Genomic DNA, 19,128 nt, shown 5'->3' on the forward strand with positions numbered 1-19,128 from the left:
TTTTATCTTTAACATTCATTAACATAACGCCGCAAAAAACGCCTAAAACAGCACTCATTATTATATAGAATCGGCTAAATCACCACTCCCGCCAAAATTAATCAACAGATAGATGAAAATCGGAAAATTTGGCGTACCTTTGAAAAAACTTATCACAGATGCAACCCTTCATACATCTACACGTACACACTCAATTCTCGGTTCTCGACGGACAGGCATCGGTACCTGCGCTCGTCGACAAGGCCATTGCCGACGGAATGAAAGGACTCGCCATCACCGACCACGGAAACATGTTTGGCATAAAAGAGTTCTTCAACTACGTAAAAAAGAAAAACGGAAAAATTAAAGACGAAATAAAGGAGGCTGAAAAAGCCATAGCCAAAGCACGCGAGGAAAACGACGACGAAACAGTGGCACAAAACGAGGCCCTGATCACCAAGTTGAATGAAAAAATATTCAAGCCCATATTCGGATGCGAAATGTATGTGGCCCTGAAGTCGCTGCATGAGCATGTCGACAAGAAGGACACGGGCCGTCACCTCATCGTGCTCGCGAAAAACGAAACGGGCTATCACAACCTCATCAAGATAGTGTCGCAGGCATGGACCGAAGGCTTCTACTCGCATCCGCGAACCGACAAGGAAGCTCTCTACAACCACCGCGAGGGACTCATCGTGTGCTCGGCCTGCCTTGGCGGCGAAATACCTCGACTGATACAGGCCGGAGAAATCGAAGAGGCCGAGCGACAGGTCAAATGGTTCAAGGACACATTCGGCGACGACTACTACATCGAGCTGCAGCGTCACAAGACCAATAAGCCCGGAGGCAACACCGTCACCTACGAAGTTCAGGAGAAGGTCAACCCCGAGCTTATACGCATAGCACGCAAATATGACATAAAAATCATCGCCACTAACGATGTCCACTTCGTCAACGAAGAGGACGCCGAGGCTCATGACCGACTTATATGCGTGAGCACCAACAAATTCCTGACCGACGAGAAGCGCATGCGCTACACCAAGCAGGAGTGGATGAAGACCCAGGCCGAGATGAACGAAGTGTGGGCCGACCTGCCCGAAGCGTTGACCAACACTCTTGAAATCCTTGACAAAGTAACGACCTACACAATCGACCACAAACCGATTCTGCCCAACTTCCCCCTACCCGAAGGCTTCAACGACAACGACGAATACCTGCGTTATCTCACCTATGAAGGTGCCAAACGACGCTGGGGCGAGCCCAACGAAGAGCAGCGCGAACGACTCGACTTCGAGCTCGACACCATAAAGAACATGGGATTCCCGGGTTACTTCCTTATTGTCCAGGACTTCATTCGCGCCGGACGCGAACGCGGTGTTTCCATAGGTCCGGGCCGTGGTTCGGCAGCAGGCTCGGCTGTTGCCTACTGTCTTGACATAACGCAGATCGACCCCATAAAATATGACCTCCTTTTCGAGCGATTCCTCAACCCCGACCGTATATCACTGCCCGATATCGACATCGACTTCGATGACGACGGACGAGCCGACGTGTTGAAATACGTTACCGAGAAATACGGAGCCGAGAAAGTGGCCCGAATCATCACCTACGGCACCATGGCGGCCAAGTCGGCCATAAAGGATGTCGCCCGCATCGAGCAGCTACCGCTTGCCGAGAGCAACCGCTTGACCAAGCTCATCCCCAAGCACATGCCCGAAGTCAACGGAAAGGAGCTGAAGCCCACACTCAAGAACTGCTACGAATATGTCAACGACTTCAAGGCCGAGCTGGGCAGCAACAATCCGCTCGTGGTGGAAACGCTGCGTTACGCCAAGGAGCTTGAAGGCAACGTAAGAAACACCGGCGTACACGCATGCGGCGTGATCATCGGCCGTGACGACATTACCGATTGGGTGCCTGTGAGCACCGCGACCGACAAGGACGGCACCAAGCTGCTCGTAACCCAATATGAAGGCAGCGTGATCGAGGACACCGGACTGATAAAGATGGACTTCCTCGGACTGAAAACCCTGTCGATAATCAAGGAGGCCATCTCCAACATCAAGCTCACGCGAGGCATCGATGTCGACATCGACACAATACCCATCGACGACCCGAAGACCTATCAGCTCTATTGCGAGGGACGCACCACGGGAACATTCCAGTTTGAGTCGGCGGGAATGCAGAAGTACCTGCGCGAGCTGCAGCCGTCGGTATTCGAGGACCTCATAGCCATGAACGCCCTCTATCGACCGGGCCCCATGGACTACATCCCCGACTTCATCGCCCGCAAGCACGGCAAGTCTCCCATCGTCTACGACATACCCGTGATGGAGCAATACCTCAAGGACACCTACGGAGTCACCGTCTACCAGGAGCAGGTGATGTTGCTGTCGCGACTGCTCGCCAACTTCACGCGTGGCGAGAGCGACACACTGCGCAAGGCCATGGGTAAAAAGCTCATCGACAAGATGAACGCCTTGAAGGCCAAGTTCCTTGAAGGCGGACAGGCCAACGGTCACAAGCCCGAGATTCTTGAAAAGATATGGGCCGACTGGGAAAAATTCGCATCCTACGCATTCAACAAGAGTCACGCCACATGCTACTCATGGGTGGCATTTCAGACAGCCTACCTCAAGGCCAACTATCCGGCCGAATACATGGCGGCGGTATTGAGCCGAAACCTCTCCGACATAAACAAGCTCACCGGATTCATGGACGAGTGCAAGGCCATGCACATAAACGTAAAAGGCCCCGATGTCAACGAATCCTTCTCGGCATTCGGTGTTAACAAGGACGGCGATATACGCTTCGGAATGGCTGCCATAAAAGGTGTGGGACTGAACGTTGTCAACGACATTATCGCAGCACGTAACGAAGGCGGCCCCTTCACCTCAATCTACGACTTTGTCGAGCGCGTCAACCGAGGCTCTATCAACAGGCGAATAATCGAAAACCTCGCCCTTGCCGGAGCATTTGACTGCTTCACCGAACTCAAGCGTGAGGACTTCTTTGAAACCAACGCCAAGGACGAAACATTCACCGAGCAGCTCGTAAAATACGCCCAAAGCTATCAGAACGCCAAGAACAATCAGGAAAATTCACTCTTCGGCGACTTCGACGACTCGATCAACACCGCCGGTCGTCCGCCGGTGAAGCCCGCCGTGCCTTGGGTCGACAGCATAAAGCTTGAGCGCGAGCGTGAACTCGTGGGCATGTACCTCTCGGCTCATCCGCTCGACCCCTACTACATCGAGCTGAAGTATGGCTGCATGAGCATAAAGGACTACATCGAGGAGGGCCCCGTCGAAGGTCGCGAACTCACCCTCGGAGGCATGGTCACCGAGTACACCGTGCGTCAGGGCAATTCAGGCAACTTCGGAATCCTGAAAATCGAGGACTACTCAGGCTCGACCGAAATGAGGCTCTTCGGACAGGACTTCATCGACTACGGAAAATACGGTGTGATAGGAACGCCCCTGCTCATCCACGGCCGTTACGGTCGACGGTTCCGCAACAGCGATGTGCGCTTCCAGATAACCGGCATCAAACTGCTTGAAGAGGCCAAGGGTCAGCTTGTCAACGGAATAACCATCAACATCAACGCCGACAAGGTCACCGAAAATTTCCACGGAATAATCAACGACATGATAAAGTCGTCGACCACCAATCGTGGCGACCTTTTCCTCAGGGTGCGCGACACCGAGCTCAACCGCTCGGTCAAGCTCGCCTCAGGCGTAAAGATTCCCATCACAAAGAATCTGCTCGACACTCTCGACGAAATGGAAATGGATTATGAAGTAATGAGAGGATAATACTTGGCAAGTTCATATTTCTTTCATAATCCCATCTTTTACAGTCCAAAAACGAGCAAACCCTTTTGTACATTGGCGTGAAGCCATGTGCAAAAGGGTCTATATATGTAGCACTGGAATGGGGTTATCTATATTTAACCTTTTTTAATATTAGCAATAATCTGTTTGATTTTCTGACGAGTAACAATCTCGGTGTCGAGTCTGAAGCCGGCTTTGGCATGTAGGTCATCGGTAAGATCATCCCGTGTGAAGTTAGGCTTGTAGCCTTCTCCCTTGACTATGTTCATAGTCATTGACCGTAGTTTCTCAATTATAGCGGAGGATGTGTATTTATAGTTCAGTTCCTTTTCCATTATTCTGAAGAGCAGTAGTGTGATAAAGCAGACAATGAAGTGGGCCCTTATGTGTTCCGCCGTCCAGACGAAGACGGGTCGACCCTTGAAGTCAGTCTTGATGACCCTGAAGGCATCCTCCGACTCCCAGCGGTTATGGTTCAGTTCGATGATTTTCGTCACATTGTCAGACAGATCCGTACATATCGCATAGAAGCCGTCATATTTTTCTTCTTCTGATATGGCGTCAAGATTCAGGGAGACGGTTCTGAATACCGCAACCTCGCCGTCTTCTGTGGCGTAGGTCTCGGAAAGGAACCTGTCAGGGCTCTTATAAGATTTGGTCAATGTCCTGTTTCCACGTGCATTGCTGTCAGCCTTGTCAATCTCGCGTTGACGCAGGAATCGGAGGTAGTCGCGGTATTTGTATGAAAATGTCACAATCAATCTTTGAGAGAACTTTGTCTTTTCATTGACAATCCAACGCTCGCGATAAAAAGTGCGGTCTCCGTAATAACGGGCAGTATCGGCATCAGTCAGGTCAAACTCCAGTTCATCCTCGTCTGCATCCCGGTACCGCTTGTCTTTTTGTACCGTGTCGGACTTTACAAGTTTCCATCCTGTCGGTTCCAGACACCAGTCCCTGAGATTATCCTCCAGTTTCTTTATTGACTGCACCGTTATGAATGATCTTTCTGCTGTGGAGTTATATGACCGGTTGCCTTCAGAAGAGAGACCTCCGTCTGTACAGACTACAATCTTGCTGACCCCCATCTTCTCAACTATAATCTTTTCAGTTGGAATCAAGGTAGTCTGTTCGTTGGCATTGCCGGGATTGATGCACATCGCAACCGGCATGCCGGAGTTGTCGATGAACATACCCATCTGTACGATGGGGTTCGGTCGATGTTCCTTGGAGACTCCGTACTTGCGTATACGTTCATGAACGTTCCCTTTTTTGTCTGTCACATAGTCCGGATCGGCAGATTCTCTCTCGAAAAAATAGTTGGTGCAGTCATAGTACATGACGGTCGTATCCCGTTCGACAACCTTTGACGAATTAAGGAAAAGTCTCTTCTGGATGTATTCACCGTGTCTGTCCAGGATATCCAGACTCCTGTAGATATGCTGTTTTTCTATATCAAAAGGCTCGATATAGCTTCCGCTCCTGCGATAATTACCTAGTTTTGAAGCCGGTCTCAAAAGCCGTTCGTAGACCATCAGCTCCAGAACTTTGTTGAAATCGAAGTCGAACTTATGTTTACGTGAGATTGCCTCGCATATCCTGTCCATCCCGACCTTATGGTACAGCCGTTTAAGAAACAGATATCCGCTCTCGCAACTCTGAGCCTCGCCTTTTTCAATAAGCTTTGTGGGCGACAGACGTGATATTATCACCTGCCGGCCCTCCTTCTCCTGTGCCGTAAGCCTGGCGATATATCCCCTGGCCCATTCAACAGGATCTCTGTCTCCGCATCTCTGACGAACTTCCTCAAGCGTTCCAAGGCGCTCATGGATTCTTGAGGTACTTTTGCCGTTCTTGTCCCTGTATGCCTTCTGTACATAAAGGATGGAAGTCTTTTTTGTCTTGGTTATTTTCAGCTTCATATTATGCCGCCCTGCCGTTGATTGCTACACGGTGCTACAAAGATAGTAATAAAATTTGACACGTGCAAGCGTGCCAGCAAAAAAGATTCATGAAAATGCAACTGTCAAACTACCGGACTTCATCGACTACGGAAAATACGGTGTGATAGGAACGCCCCTGCTCATCCACGGCCGTTACGGTCGACGGTTCCGCAACAGCGATGTGCGCTTCCAGATAACCGGCATCAAACTGCTTGAAGAGGCCAAGGGTCAGCTTGTCAACGGAATAACCATCAACATCAACGCCGACAAGGTCACCGAAAATTTCCACGGAATAATCAACGACATGATAAAGTCGTCGACCACCAATCGTGGCGACCTTTTCCTCAGGGTGCGCGACACCGAGCTCAACCGCTCGGTCAAGCTCGCCTCAGGCGTAAAGATTCCCATCACAAAGAATCTGCTCGACACTCTCGACGAAATGGAAATGGATTATGAAGTAATGAGAGGATAATACTTGGCAAGTTCATATTTCTTTCATAATTTTGTCAACGGAAAAGAATATACATTTAATTTCAACCTATACACATCATCGTAAATCATGGCAACTCAATTTACCGACCAGAACGTAAAAGAACTTATCGCAAGCGGAAAGCCTGTAGTGATTGACTGTTGGGCCACTTGGTGCGGACCCTGTGTTCGCATGAGCCCCATTATCGACGAGCTCGCCGAGCAGTTTGGCGACAAAGCCGTCATCGGCAAGTACAATATCGACGAGCAGAGCGACCTCACAGCCGAGCACCGCATTATGTCGATTCCCACAATCCTTTTCTTCAAGGAAGGAAAGCTTGTAGACCGTCTTGCCGGCTCACAGCCCAAGTCGACCCTCGAGGACAAAATCAACGCCCTCATCGGCTAATAATCTTCCGTTTAGCAATCACAACTAAGAGCCCGGCTATTGTCGGGCTCTTGTCATATACCCAAATGGGGCCGTCGAGCAAGAAAGTTGGCGGTTTTACAGTCACTTTTTTCGGGATGTTCTTGTTTTATGTTTAATAACATAGTAATTTTGCAGTCGAAATTGAAAATCTATATGCAGAACATCAGAAACATTGCCATTATCGCACACGTTGACCATGGCAAGACCACATTGGTGGACAAAATGCTGCTTGCAGGAAACCTGTTCCGCGAAAATCAGAATGCCGGCGAGCTTATACTTGACAACAACGATCTTGAGCGTGAACGTGGCATAACAATCCTGTCCAAGAATGTATCCATCAACTACAAAGGATATAAAATCAATATTATTGACACCCCGGGACACGCCGACTTCGGCGGTGAAGTGGAGCGAGTGCTGAACATGGCCGACGGATGCCTGCTGCTTGTCGACGCTTTCGAGGGTCCCATGCCCCAGACTCGATTCGTGCTGCAAAAAGCCATACAGATGGGACTGAAGCCCGTTGTGGTGATCAACAAGGTCGACAAGCCCAACTGCCGCCCCGACGAAGTACAGGAGATGGTGTTTGATCTGATGTTCAACCTTGACGCTACCGAGGAGCAGCTCGACTTCCCCACAGTCTACGGTTCGGCCAAGCAGGGCTGGATGTCGACCGACTGGCGCAAGCCCACCGACAACATTCTCCCCGTGCTTGATACCATAATCGAGCACATCCCCGCTCCCCAGACTCTCGAAGGCGCCCCCCAGATGCTCATAACATCGCTCGACTTCTCCAACTATGTGGGACGAATAGCCGTAGGACGCGTACATCGCGGCACCCTTCGCGAAGGCATGGACATTGCCCTCTGCAAGCGCGACGGCTCGGTTGTGAAGCAGCGCATAAAGGAGCTGCACACATTTGAGGGAATGGGTCGAAAGAAGGTCAGCGAAGTAAGCTCGGGCGACATCTGCGCACTTGTGGGAATCGAAGGATTTGAAATCGGCGACACCGTTTCCGACATAAACAATCCCGAACCCCTGCCCCGCATCGCCATCGACGAGCCCACAATGTCGATGACATTCACAATCAACGACTCGCCATTCTTCGGTAAGGACGGAAAATTCGTAACCTCACGACACATTGCCGACCGATTGACACGCGAGCTCGACCGCAACCTCGCGCTGCGTGTGAGCAAGGCTCCCCACGAGGATGTTTGGACAGTCTACGGCCGTGGTGTGCTGCATTTGTCGGTGCTCATCGAAACAATGCGCCGCGAAGGCTATGAACTTCAGGTGGGACAGCCCCAGGTTATCATAAAGGAGATCGACGGACAGAAGTGCGAGCCGGTCGAGCTTCTCACAATCAACGTTCCCGAGGAGTACTCGAGCAAGATCATCGACATGGTTACTCGCCGCCGTGGCGAAATGGTGTCGATGAACACCCAGAACGACCGTCTGCACATCGAGTTCCAGATTCCCTCGCGAGGCATCATCGGACTGCGCAACAACGTGCTCACCGCCTCAGCCGGAGAAGCTATCATGGCTCACCGATTCCTTGAATATCAACCCTGGAAAGGCGACATCGAGCGACGCACCAACGGCTCTCTCATCGCAATGGAGGCCGGAACCGCCTATGCCTACGCAATTGACAAGCTTCAGGATCGCGGACGATTCTTCATCTTCCCTCAGGAAGAGGTATATGCCGGACAGGTTGTGGGCGAAAACGCCAAGGACAACGACATCGTGGTAAATGTCACCAAGTCCAAGAAACTCACCAACATGCGTGCTTCGGGAGCCGACGACAAGGCCCGCATAATCCCGCCCGTAGTATTCAGCTTGGAAGAAGCGCTCGAATATATCAAGGAGGACGAATATGTCGAAGTAACACCCCACCACCTGCGACTACGCAAGATTATTCTCGACGAACTTGAACGCAAACGCGCTAACAAACAATAAAATTGTGTAAATACAGCTAACAGCCTGAACTTAAACTAATATTAAATGTCTTATAGTCAATATCAACTATAAGACATTTTTTATTATGTATCGATTTATTCAAAGAACAGTTCTGGCTATTGCAGCCGTAGTTGCGGCAGCATTCATCGGAGTGAACGCCAGACAGGCTATTTCGGTTGAGAGTGCTGAACTTCCCGTCGAGGCTAAGTCCTTCATTAAGCAACATTTCGGCAATACCACCATCGCCAAGTACGAAAAGAAATTCTGGTCCAACTCCTACGAAATAGAGTTGACCGACGGAACCGACATCGATTTCGACTCAAAGGGCAAATGCACAGGCATCGACGCCCCCGACAATGCTTTCCTGTCGCAGTCGATTATCAACGACCTTCTGCCTAAGAGTGCCGTTAAGACTCTTACCGACAACGACCTCATCAATTCGGTTGAAGAGATTGAGTATAATTCATCCAAGGGCTACAAAGTCGAAGTGCGTCACCACACAATCGACGACTACCGCTTCGACGCCGCAGGCAAGGTTCTCAGAGTGAATCACGACAATTAAACTAATATAAATCTACTCTATCATGAAAAGAAGCGGATGCGACCCGTCAGGCTGCATCCGCTTTTTGTGCTTTTCACATCAGGTCAAATTATCATTTAGAGCCGACTCTTAGCTTTCTTGGGCATGAAGTTGAATCGGTACTGAATATGCAGCAACAGGTAGCGCGGCAGGATGTTGCGATAGGTTTCGGTGCGGCCCTGCGCGTTTACGGCGTATGTCACATTGTTCAGCTGGTGCAGAAGGTCAAATCCGTCGAGCATGAACACGAGCGCACCCTTGGCTGCCGTGTATGTCACGCCTGCGTTCCACACAAAGTCGGTGGTGTTCATCATCTCGTCCATGTAGCCTCGGCGGGTGTAGAGGTTCAAGTCGGTCGACAATCCGAAGTTGCATGGCAGCTTGAACACTCCGCTGAGCGAGTAGTTGATGTTGGTGGCGTGTATCGGTGTGAATCCGGCACGTGACGAGCTTGTGTTTCTGCGGGTCAGGTCAATCGAAGCCGTGATGGACTGTCGTCCTATCTGACATTGCAGTCCCAGCCTGTCGTTCAGGAAGAAATTCTTGACCGACTGACGCATCGGCTCCGAATCCTCGCCTATATAGTCGCCTACATTGCTCCATGTACCGTTCAGTATGTTTGACAACACAAACTGGCCCCTGTTTCCGAAGTACAGGAAAAAGTTGTGATTTGCCTCAATGCTGCGGTTGCCGCTCACGTTATAGGTCTTATAGGTGCGCACTCCCGTCGCACTGTCATATCGGTAACCTCTTGTCAGCGCATTGGCTACAGGCTTATAGTAGAACGACAATGTGTTGTAAAATTGCTTGCTTCCGCCAAACATTTTTTCGTAACTCCATGACAAGCCGTACGACTGATTATAGGCATTCTTCAGCCCTGAATTCCCTTCATAAATGTTGAGCGGGTCGATGTCGTCGCGCATGTCTACCATGTCGACAAGCGATGGAAGTTCAGGCTTGAAATCGATTGACAGGAATAGAGTGTGGGCCGGATTACGCAGCTTCCACTGCACAAATGTATTCATAAGATCGGTCGACACCGTGGCCGTGTTGCTCACAATAGCGGTGTCTATTTTTCCGCGTCGGTAATCGAGTGTGCGGTGTATCATCGACACGGGGAAACGCGCCTGAATCCATATATTGCCGGCCTTGGTGTTCTTCTTTTGAAACACTAACGTGGGCACTATGCGGTGAATCATGTCACGGGCATCGCTTACGTAACTGTTGCCGGGGTCAAGTATCGACTCCAGCTCCTCGTCGCGGGTTCCGTCAACCGAGCTGAGAGCCTCAAGGCGATACATCTCCGAAAGCTTGCGCGATTTCTTCCACTCAAGGTCATAGTCAAGCTGCAGCGAAACTCCGTTGACCGGGAAATAGAAGTATGAAAGCTTGCCTTTCAATCTCATGTCACGTACAGGTTGCTCGCGAAACTTACGGTTGAGGCTCTGCGACGACTCGGGGCCGGAGCCGTAGTCAATGCCGAGGCTTGAAAACCGGTCAAGCCGGCGGCGTGTCATCTGGGCCTCGCCGTTTATCTCTATGTAATCGGGGCCTCCGGGTATGCTCAATCCCGAGTAGAAGCTCAATCCCGTATCGTAGCCCGTGCCGTTGCTCTTGGCCCTGTCGATGCTGCGGTTTACGATTGCCGAGCGCATTGAGCCTGCCGAGCTTTCATATATCCCTTCAATCAACGACTTGTCGATCTCCTGCTGCTCGGAGTCAAATGTCGCGGCCACATTATCGCCGAGATCGTCGTTCTTGCGATAATTGAAGTAGGGCGACACGCTGAACTGAACCGTCTTGCCGAGATTGCGCATGTAGAATCGGTGAGATGTCGACACGGCAAGGTTCTTGTTGCGGGCCGTGTTGTAAACGTAATAGTAGGTATTGCCTCCGGGCAGGAAGTTGGTGCGGTTTATCGTGACATCCTCGTTTGACGATGTATGCGACACCTGAACGTTGCCCGACACATCCCACGTGTGCAACGGATTGTCGGCACTATAGTCAATACCACCGTTACGCTCGGTGCGTACACCCGAGGGCATCTTGTCGGGAGTCCACGTGTTGTTCTCGCCCGGCTTGCGGCTGTCGTTAAGATTGTTCACATTGCCGTAAAGGGTTATGCGTGAATTATTGGTGTAGCGCATGGCAAATACTCGTCCAAGATAACGGTCGGAAGTCCCTATACCGCCCTCAACGTTGAGCATCGTTCCCGCCATATACTCTTTATTGAGCTTCACATCCATCACATATCTGATGTCGCCCGGCAGGTCACGGTTAAGAAATTCGCTCCTGTCGCCACGCTTGTCGTAGACCTCGACTGTCTTCACAGTATAGGCTCCGATATTGTCAAGCATCAGGTTCTTGTTGGAGCCAAACAGGTCTTTGCCGTTAAGCAGCAGGCTCTCCACAAACTTTCCATTGACATATATCTGTCCGTTGTCACGAATCTCGACTCCGGGCAGCTTCTTTATAAGCGCGTCAAGCATCGATCCCTCGGGAAGCTGAAATGCATCGGCATTATAGACCAGCGTGTCGCCTCGATTGTAAAACTTCACCTTAGTGGCCGTAAACGTGATTTCGCCGAGTTTACGGGTTGTGTGTCGGCTCATGTAGAGGCCGTTTACCAACCTTTCGCGCTCTCGACGGCCGAGATTCTTCAGTTTATAGTCGACATAGAGCGTGTCATATCCCTCATGAGTCACCCTCAGTATGTAATCGCCGTTTACTTTCGGCACCCGCAGATAGAAATCGGAGTGCTCCTCAATCCTCTCAGAGCCGTACATTGTCCTTGATAAAGCCTTGCATTGAGCCACCTCGCTGCTGTCACTTCTGAGCAGAGTCACTATTGCTCCGGGCAACTCATGACTGGTCATGCGATCATAAACTTTTCCCATAAGCCCGATTTTATCCTTATTGTCCGATTGTCCCTGAGCCGACAAAACCGAGTGTGCCGGCAGCATCATAACCAGCACTGTAAAAATTTTGATGATATTGTTTAAAGTATTCATTGGATGAATGGTTTTTATGCAAAATTAGCTCCATCATCCCGATTCGGCACATATTATAAGCCGCTATTTGTTATTCAAAACACAGCATAATCCACTGATTATCAGCACATATACTCTCCAAATAATTCCAACCCCAATAAGCGGCTGACTATCAAATCATTGCAGCAATCAACTCTATTTCAATCAATTATCTAAAGAAACGATATAAACTCCTCCTTGTCGACAGCCTGCGACGACTCAATCGCTTCACGAAGACGACGCCTGCGAGTGTACACGCTCGACTTCTTCAAGTTGAGGAATAAGCCTATGGACTTGATTGAAAATCCGGCCGCCGAGTAGATGAATACAACGCGGTCGTCGGCCGACAGCTCGGGCAACTGCGCCTCAAACCGATCGACAACTCCGTTTAGGTCGTCGTTCAATCTTTCGGCAAGCTGATTTCTGAACGATGCGCTGCTCATCTCTTTTATTCGGGTCTTGACATTCTTGAATATCGCATTCTTCAGATGCGAGTCACCGGGCATGTCCGATAACTCAAAGTAATCGTCGCAAAGCGAATTGATGGTAAGGAAACGCTCCCTTACAAGCGCATCTATCGAATTTCGGCGACTTTTCACTTCGTGCGACAACTCCTGCACCGTGTCGATCAGGTGCTCTATCTCATTGTTCTTACGACGGCGATAGATGTAATACCCCCTATACTCATCGCTACTATAGCTACAATAGCGCCAACAGCCAGCCAAAATCGCTTTTTGGCCTTGTAGGCAATCTTGTTGAGGCGTTCAGCCTGGGCCTTACGGTAATCTATTACAACATTATTCATGTTGTCGATACTGTTTCCAATACCGGTATTATCGGTCACATATTCCGAATACAGATCAAGCGCTCTCTTATAGTTTCCGCTCTCTTTTTCTATTACATATTCATAGAACACTGCTCCTTTAGGATCGCCAAGGCAGTAATTGCCTATAGCTTCACGCGACAATTCAAGATAGCGTCGCGCATCGTCAAATTTTCTCTGGTTTACGGCAAGCACCAACTCATATTTTATCTAAAGAGTTATATAATCAATACTTAGTCAGTATATCTGAAATAAGCACCTGTAAAATCAATAGTCTTTTATATAAATTCTTGTGATTATAATCTATGCCAAACTTTTGAGAAACTGTTTGAGTTTATCATCTTTTTCCCATTCACATTCCGTATGGACGTTACACACATCAACGTAGGCTTTTTCTAATGCCTCTCGTTTATACTTGGAATCCGCTCTTGCATATATTTCTGTAGTCTTAATAGATGCATGACCAAGGATATCCCTTATATATACCAAGTTTACGCCTGATTGCAGTAAATGCATCGCTTTTGAATGGCGCAATACATGAGGGCTTATCTTGTCTGGGAACAAATCTTCATGTTCCTTTTTTGCCATAGAATAATATTTTTCAAGAATATATGCAACTCCGGCTGCTGACAACCTCTCGCCCCAACAATTAAAGAACAAAGGGAAAACACGTTTGGCACAATCATCAAGATTATTTTCTTTGATATAGCAACTCACAAGTTCCATCGAATTCCCATCAATCGGGACTATTCGTTTTTTGGAACCTTTTCCGAGAAGTTCGACGGTGAATGGCTTTGACAGCCTAATTGATGCTGGAGTCAAGTCGATTATTTCTTGAACACGCGCCCCTGTTTGGTACATTAAAGTCAGCATTGCCAAGTCCCTTCTCCCTTTTCGGGTATCTACCGGCACATAATCCAAAAGACATTTCAATGCCTCCACTGACACATATGCCAACGAGCCTTTCACATATCTCTTCAGCCTGATTTTACATATTTCTTTCCATTGGGACATATGTGTAGGGTCGAGATACATTATATATCGAAAAAACGAGCGTAACGCAGCACATCTCTGATTCCTTGTCCCCGGTGTGCAGTCCCGCTTACACTCGAGCCAGTCAAGAAATTCCAAGACACATTCTTTCCCAATCTGACTGAAGCATATATTGTACGGCTTTATACTTTTTTCTTTTGACAAGTAATCAATCAGCAATATAAACGTATCACGGTAAGAGCGTATAGTATGGTTGCTCGCGCCACGCTCCTTTATCAGATAGTCAGAAAAGAACTTTTCCAGACATATTGCAAAGTCAAGATAATTATTCTTATGTATCATATCCTTTGAATTAAGAGATTTATGAAGAATAGTCTGAGTCAAGGAATCGCCAGCAATACATCCGGATACATGCTTTGTGTCAATCTGACATAAGACTCGGTACTTGTGGGATTTTTATGTCCCATATATCTTGCAAGCATCGGAAGAGCGCAATATATATCGTAGCCCTTTGACACAAGACGGGACATCGCATGAACGCAGGCCGTATGACGCAAATCATGGATTCTTGGTCCTTCCTGTTGACCATTATAGGGTATATCGGCAGCCAATATGATTTTTTTGAACCATTTTGAAACTGTATTCCTTTTGATTTGCCGTCCTAATCCTGAAACAAACATAAAACCCTCCGGCTCATCAATTCCGGGAACCGGTAACATGTTTCTATATTGAAGATATTGTTTAAGCACTTTCTCAAGAGACTGGTTGATTGGCGCCAGACGTTGCATTTTATTTTTGAGGCCTTCAATTAAAATCTGTCTCTTGTCAAAATTTACATCTTTGTTTCTTATAGCAAGAGCCTCTGATATTCTGACGCCCGTGCTATATAGGAACCGGACTAAAGCGGGCATTGAGAAAAGCACAGTGTTGTGTCCGGTATAATATGCAAGAGCCAGATTGTCACTGGCTTCAAATATACGCCCTATTTCTTCATCTGAGAATATATACGGAACAAAATCCGATGCGTGGTTTTTATGCGGTGGAGGAACGTAGCAATCATTACCCATTGAGCACATATATTTCATAAAGGATGTGAGGATTAGAACCTTGCAGTGTATCGTGGATCTTTTTCGATTTATAGATGCCCATTCAAGCCATCCATCATATGTACGCTTGGATATGTTGAGACCGGCATGTCCAATTTCAATTAGATACTTGTCAAATTCATGCAGGCACCAATAAGACGATTCTGTGCTTTGGCATAGGGACTCCTTCTCCGCTATGTATCCTTTCAGGTATGCGGCGAGGACACTGTTGAAAACTCTATTGCTATCCATAAAAATACTTGTCCTTTTGTGTGTAAAAACTTTCTTTGACCAATACCACGTCATTTGCACAGAGAAGCAATGATTCATTATCAATTGCGAGATAGGACATGGTGGTGTCTGTGGACTGGTGTCCGAGGGCTTCTGAAATTACAGGCATCGCCACCCCATTTTTTAACATCCGTGATGCAAGACTGTGGCGAAGACTATGGGGGCCGTGATGTTTGCCATCATATCCCACACCGGCCCTACGCATATATTCCACCACGATTTCACGGAATGTACCTTCCATAAGAGGTCTTACGGGGAAATTACAGGTAAGGAAAACATTTTTAAGGGTTGATTTTGGTCGCCCGTATCTTAGATATGATGCTATAGCATTCCCTACAATTGGAATCAGGGGCAACTCAATCGGGGCTCTCGTTTTATGCTGCATTATCCGTAAAACATTGGCATCCCAGTCTATATCAGATAATTTAAGATCTAATATATCCGAGCTGCGCAATCCAAGTCTGGATGCCAACAGTATCATGGCATAGTCTCTGAGTCCTTTCTTGCCGCTCTTGCATATGGCATTTTCTATGGAGGCTATTTCGTGCGCTTCATAGTATGAAGGTAATTTTGTCGGCCTTCTTCTCGATTTCCCAATCAACGGATGGCTCAAATCTGTGGTTGTAATCTTGTTGTCGTATAAATAAGACATAAAGAACCGAAGTATAGAAAGCCTGTCGAAATCACTGTTGTGGGTCGAACCAATGAACGCGACAATGTCTGCTTCGGATAAATCCCACAGCGTTCTATGCCTTAGCTCCATAAGAACCGCAAATTTGCTGAGGACTCTTTTATATTGTCGAACAGTATTCAGGCTTAGATGTTTTTCGTCTGTGCGTTCGTTTATGAACTGTTCTGCAACAGTACCAATATCTCCGGGAAAACGATAGGATTTATGAACATAGCGTTGCGCCTTTGGAATCGTATAGGTCGCCTCACCATTAAGATAGGCATTGACAGCCCGGATTGCAGGTATTATCTGCATCTTTCTGTATTTAGACAGGTTTTGTTCAAATATCTCAACTATATACCGTTCTCCTTCTTCCGGTTTATAATTTAACACACCGTCCTGCTGTAAATGCCTGCTTAGCACTCTAATCCCTCTCATAAACCGACTTTTGACATCAGTCGCCAATTGAAAGGTCTCAACAGCCTTTTCACAAACCTCTATCAAACTATCAGTGGGAATAATCGTGTTTTCCATATCTTGACAATATTATGGGGTTCTATAAGTAATACATATATTATCCCAAGATAGTTATCGCGATTGCCGCTGACTAATAGGTTATTATTGATTTTTAACTTTGAAAGTAGTGATTATATAATTCTTTAGATAAACCCAATTATCAAAAGCTTTTGATAAATGGCTGGAACAAATCCTTGTCCAATCGCTCATCAATGCTCTTAAGCCTGTCAATCTCGGCCTGCGCCCTGTTGAAATCAATATTGACAAGACTTCTCAACTCTCCGAATATCAGGTTAACCATTATGGCACTGTCGACTGCATAAATTGTCTTCAGGCTGTCGTAAAATGCCACAGCCTCCGCATCACGATGCATATTTACAATCAACATTGCCTTTTGACGAAATAATCGATATGCATCTATCCCGGCCAATTTACTGTGCTTGATTGACTGTTCGCTATACTTAAGCGCATCATCGTCCTTACCTATATTGTTGTAAAATATCGACATCGCCAAGTAAATGCGCCCCAAAGCCTCATTGTCATTCATTTCAAGCGCTACACGCTCGGCCTCAAGCGCACGTAACATTCCGTCGACAAATTCATCTCTGGAGCCGAGCTTGGAACACAACTCGGCATAACACATGTTACTCTCCAGGCGATAGGCCGCCTCTTCGTCGCTCCAGTTGTAATCGGCAGCTATAGCTATGATCGAATCGTTTACCGGCCACTTTCCCCTGCTTCCTACACGCGACACCATCAATGCATACACCGCGCGGTCACGGGCACTGAAATCATCAGGATTGCCAAGGGCATGGAGCATGGCCACCGCCGAGTCGATGTCCTCTTCACACATCCGGTCAATGGTGGCAAGCTTTTCGCTCACATTGCGATGACACCCCGACAACATCGACAGCAAGGCCGCAAGTACAATGAATAAGCACGCAAACCGATTCATAGCCAATCACAATTTAAGGTTTTCCTCTTAAAATCATGACAAAAGCACCGGGACATTTTCAATCCCGGAGCCTTTGTCATGCAAGTTTTTATAAGATTTGTATCTCGTTATTCAAATGTTTCTCCCTCCGATTCAAATACCTTCTCCTCGGTGTTGGATACGATGTTGGGCTTCTCGAGGCCGTAGTGCTTTTTGCTGTCAAGCACCTTGAGCCATATACCGAAGAACAACGCAAGCACTCCAAGCGAAGCAAAGAGGAGCATCGGATTGGTGTAGTTGTACTCCATCGGGTTGTCGACACCGGGGTTGGATGCGGTGAGCACCTTACCGATGAGGATGGGGAACAGGCACAAGCCTATGTTCTGAACCCAGAATATCAGTGAATAGGCACTGCCCAGGAATCGCTCGTCCATAATCTTGGGCACCGAAGGCCACAATGCGGCGGGAACAAGCGAGAACGATATGCCAAGCACGATGATGGCGCTGAATGCCAATGCCTTACTCGGGAATGCGGGAAGCAGCAATGCAAATGTGCAGTGACACATAATCATAAGCACGGCACTCACGATAAGCATCGTTGCACCCTTGCCCTTTACATCAAGGTATATACCCAGAAGCGGAGTCAGGGCAGCAGCTCCGATGGGGAACCAGCGGAATATGTCGGAAGCCGTGGTGGCGTCGATGCCGAGGTTGCACTGAAGCATGTTGGCGGCGTAACGCTGGAACGGGAATATAGCCGAATAGTAGAGCACGCAGAGCATGGCGACAATCCAGAAGAGCTTGCTGCTGAAGATGTTCTTTACATCACTGAGCTTGAACTCCTCTTCGGCGGGAGCATCGGGCAACTTGGCGGCGTCAAGCTGCTTGTCAAATGCACGGTCGATAAATGTGAAGATGATGAAGCAGATGAGTCCGATGCACAACAGAGCCGTACAGAATGCCACAGGCACTACGACTGTGGGATCGTCCTTGCCCATCCAGTCGGCAAGACGGGGCGAAATAGAGAAGATGGCAAACACGCCGATACGCGCTATGGCCATCTCGGCACCCATGGCAAATGCCATCTCCTTGCCGTTAAACCACTTGGCAATGGCCTTCGACACGGTGATTCCGGCCATTTCACAGCCGCAACCGAATATCAGGAAGCCGAATGCGGCAAGCTTCGCGCTGCCGGGCATGCTGACCCACCAAGAGCTCAACCAGTGGTCGAGTGCGGTGCCCTGAAACCAGTCGCTTATCGCATAGAGCTTTATACAGGCTCCCACTACCATTATCGAGGCCGACAGCGTTCCGGTGAACCTCACGCCCATCTTGTCAAGAATTATACCGGCCAATATCAGGAAGCCGAACACATTGAGAATATACTCGGCGCCGGCATAGTATCCGAATGCATCGGGCGACCATCCGCGCTGAGTTTCAATCAAAGACTGAAGGGGCGACATTACATCCACAAACATGTAGGCAAAGAACATCATCGATGCCACAAGTATCAACGCACCCCATCTTACATACCACTTGTCGTTAAGGTATTGTTTTACGTTCGTTGTCATTTAAAGTTTTGCATTAATGTGATTATTTTC

Annotated in this window: 14 protein-coding genes and 1 pseudogene; 5 read left to right on the forward strand and 10 right to left on the reverse strand. The window is 48.2% G+C overall.

Annotated features, from left to right (window positions below; genetic code table 11):
* Positions 1-158 precede the first annotated feature (158 nt).
* The gene (gene dnaE, locus E7746_RS08125; RefSeq protein ID WP_136410482.1) at positions 159-3,794 is read left to right on the forward strand and encodes a DNA polymerase III subunit alpha; all 3,636 of its coding nucleotides are present in this window, start codon (positions 159-161) and stop codon (positions 3,792-3,794) included.
* A 134-nt stretch (positions 3,795-3,928) separates the two neighbouring features.
* On the opposite strand, the gene E7746_RS08130 is transcribed toward dnaE, so the two are convergent.
* Complete coding sequence (locus tag E7746_RS08130) at positions 3,929-5,734, reverse strand: IS1634 family transposase (protein ID WP_136409411.1); 1,806 nt, start codon at positions 5,732-5,734, stop codon at positions 3,929-3,931.
* Between the two features lie 70 nt (positions 5,735-5,804).
* Between E7746_RS08130 and E7746_RS08135 the strand changes: the two genes are divergently transcribed.
* The 4 genes from E7746_RS08135 (at position 5,805) to E7746_RS08150 (ending at position 9,168) form a co-directional block, all read left to right on the forward strand.
* The gene (locus E7746_RS08135; protein WP_136410484.1) at positions 5,805-6,227 is read left to right on the forward strand and encodes a hypothetical protein; all 423 of its coding nucleotides are present in this window, start codon (positions 5,805-5,807) and stop codon (positions 6,225-6,227) included.
* A gap of 87 nt (positions 6,228-6,314) precedes the next feature.
* Positions 6,315-6,632 (forward strand): thioredoxin, encoded by a 318-nt coding sequence (trxA, locus tag E7746_RS08140; protein WP_123396507.1) that lies wholly within the window; start codon positions 6,315-6,317, stop codon positions 6,630-6,632.
* A gap of 174 nt (positions 6,633-6,806) precedes the next feature.
* Positions 6,807-8,606: a translational GTPase TypA gene (typA, locus tag E7746_RS08145; RefSeq protein WP_136410485.1), complete on the forward strand. Its 1,800-nt coding sequence runs from the start codon at positions 6,807-6,809 to the stop codon at positions 8,604-8,606.
* A gap of 85 nt (positions 8,607-8,691) precedes the next feature.
* Positions 8,692-9,168, forward strand: coding sequence for a PepSY-like domain-containing protein (locus tag E7746_RS08150; RefSeq protein WP_136410487.1), 477 nt, complete (start codon positions 8,692-8,694; stop codon positions 9,166-9,168).
* Between the two features lie 95 nt (positions 9,169-9,263).
* Here E7746_RS08150 and E7746_RS08155 read toward each other — a convergent pair whose 3' ends face one another.
* The 9 genes and pseudogenes from E7746_RS08155 to E7746_RS08190 form a co-directional block, all read right to left on the reverse strand.
* Positions 9,264-12,197, reverse strand: a complete 2,934-nt coding sequence (locus tag E7746_RS08155; RefSeq protein WP_136410488.1) for an outer membrane beta-barrel protein — start codon at positions 12,195-12,197, stop codon at positions 9,264-9,266.
* A 191-nt stretch (positions 12,198-12,388) separates the two neighbouring features.
* On the reverse strand, positions 12,389-12,814 hold the full coding sequence (locus E7746_RS08160; protein WP_136410490.1) for a hypothetical protein: 426 nt from the start codon (positions 12,812-12,814) through the stop codon (positions 12,389-12,391).
* 38 nt (positions 12,815-12,852) lie between these two features.
* Positions 12,853-13,233: a hypothetical protein gene (locus E7746_RS08165; protein ID WP_136410491.1), complete on the reverse strand. Its 381-nt coding sequence runs from the start codon at positions 13,231-13,233 to the stop codon at positions 12,853-12,855.
* A 108-nt stretch (positions 13,234-13,341) separates the two neighbouring features.
* Complete coding sequence (locus E7746_RS08170) at positions 13,342-14,052, reverse strand: tyrosine-type recombinase/integrase (protein ID WP_238337377.1); 711 nt, start codon at positions 14,050-14,052, stop codon at positions 13,342-13,344.
* A gap of 27 nt (positions 14,053-14,079) precedes the next feature.
* Positions 14,080-14,373 (reverse strand): annotated as a pseudogene (locus E7746_RS15265) (site-specific integrase); the annotation flags it as partial.
* A 38-nt stretch (positions 14,374-14,411) separates the two neighbouring features.
* A complete protein-coding gene (locus E7746_RS08175; RefSeq protein WP_168184338.1) occupies positions 14,412-15,368 on the reverse strand; it encodes a tyrosine-type recombinase/integrase in 957 nt (318 codons plus the stop codon).
* Complete coding sequence (locus E7746_RS08180; protein ID WP_136410497.1) at positions 15,361-16,611, reverse strand: tyrosine-type recombinase/integrase; 1,251 nt, start codon at positions 16,609-16,611, stop codon at positions 15,361-15,363. Before E7746_RS08180 ends, E7746_RS08175 begins: the two co-directional genes overlap by 8 nt.
* A gap of 142 nt (positions 16,612-16,753) precedes the next feature.
* Positions 16,754-17,548, reverse strand: coding sequence for a hypothetical protein (locus E7746_RS08185; protein WP_136410499.1), 795 nt, complete (start codon positions 17,546-17,548; stop codon positions 16,754-16,756).
* Positions 17,549-17,655: 107 nt separating this feature from the next.
* Positions 17,656-19,098, reverse strand: coding sequence for an MFS transporter (locus tag E7746_RS08190; RefSeq protein ID WP_168184339.1), 1,443 nt, complete (start codon positions 19,096-19,098; stop codon positions 17,656-17,658).
* Positions 19,099-19,128: the final 30 nt, after the last annotated feature.

Source organism: Muribaculum gordoncarteri, assembly GCF_004803695.1.
Lineage (GTDB): Bacteria > Bacteroidota > Bacteroidia > Bacteroidales > Muribaculaceae > Muribaculum > Muribaculum gordoncarteri.

What these genes read in the sequence shown, in the direction of transcription:
- dnaE (WP_136410482.1), top strand. Translation starts at nt 159, where the DNA reads ATGCAACCCTTCATACATCTACACGTACACACTCAATTCTCGGTTCTC.
- E7746_RS08130 (WP_136409411.1), bottom strand. Translation starts at nt 5,734, where the DNA reads ATGAAGCTGAAAATAACCAAGACAAAAAAGACTTCCATCCTTTATGTA.
- trxA (WP_123396507.1), top strand. Translation starts at nt 6,315, where the DNA reads ATGGCAACTCAATTTACCGACCAGAACGTAAAAGAACTTATCGCAAGC.
- typA (WP_136410485.1), top strand. Translation starts at nt 6,807, where the DNA reads ATGCAGAACATCAGAAACATTGCCATTATCGCACACGTTGACCATGGC.
- E7746_RS08150 (WP_136410487.1), top strand. Translation starts at nt 8,692, where the DNA reads ATGTATCGATTTATTCAAAGAACAGTTCTGGCTATTGCAGCCGTAGTT.
- E7746_RS08155 (WP_136410488.1), bottom strand. Translation starts at nt 12,197, where the DNA reads ATGAATACTTTAAACAATATCATCAAAATTTTTACAGTGCTGGTTATG.
- E7746_RS08170 (WP_238337377.1), bottom strand. Translation starts at nt 14,052, where the DNA reads ATGTCCCAATGGAAAGAAATATGTAAAATCAGGCTGAAGAGATATGTG.
- E7746_RS08175 (WP_168184338.1), bottom strand. Translation starts at nt 15,368, where the DNA reads ATGGATAGCAATAGAGTTTTCAACAGTGTCCTCGCCGCATACCTGAAA.
- E7746_RS08180 (WP_136410497.1), bottom strand. Translation starts at nt 16,611, where the DNA reads ATGGAAAACACGATTATTCCCACTGATAGTTTGATAGAGGTTTGTGAA.
- E7746_RS08185 (WP_136410499.1), bottom strand. Translation starts at nt 17,548, where the DNA reads ATGAATCGGTTTGCGTGCTTATTCATTGTACTTGCGGCCTTGCTGTCG.
- E7746_RS08190 (WP_168184339.1), bottom strand. Translation starts at nt 19,098, where the DNA reads ATGACAACGAACGTAAAACAATACCTTAACGACAAGTGGTATGTAAGA.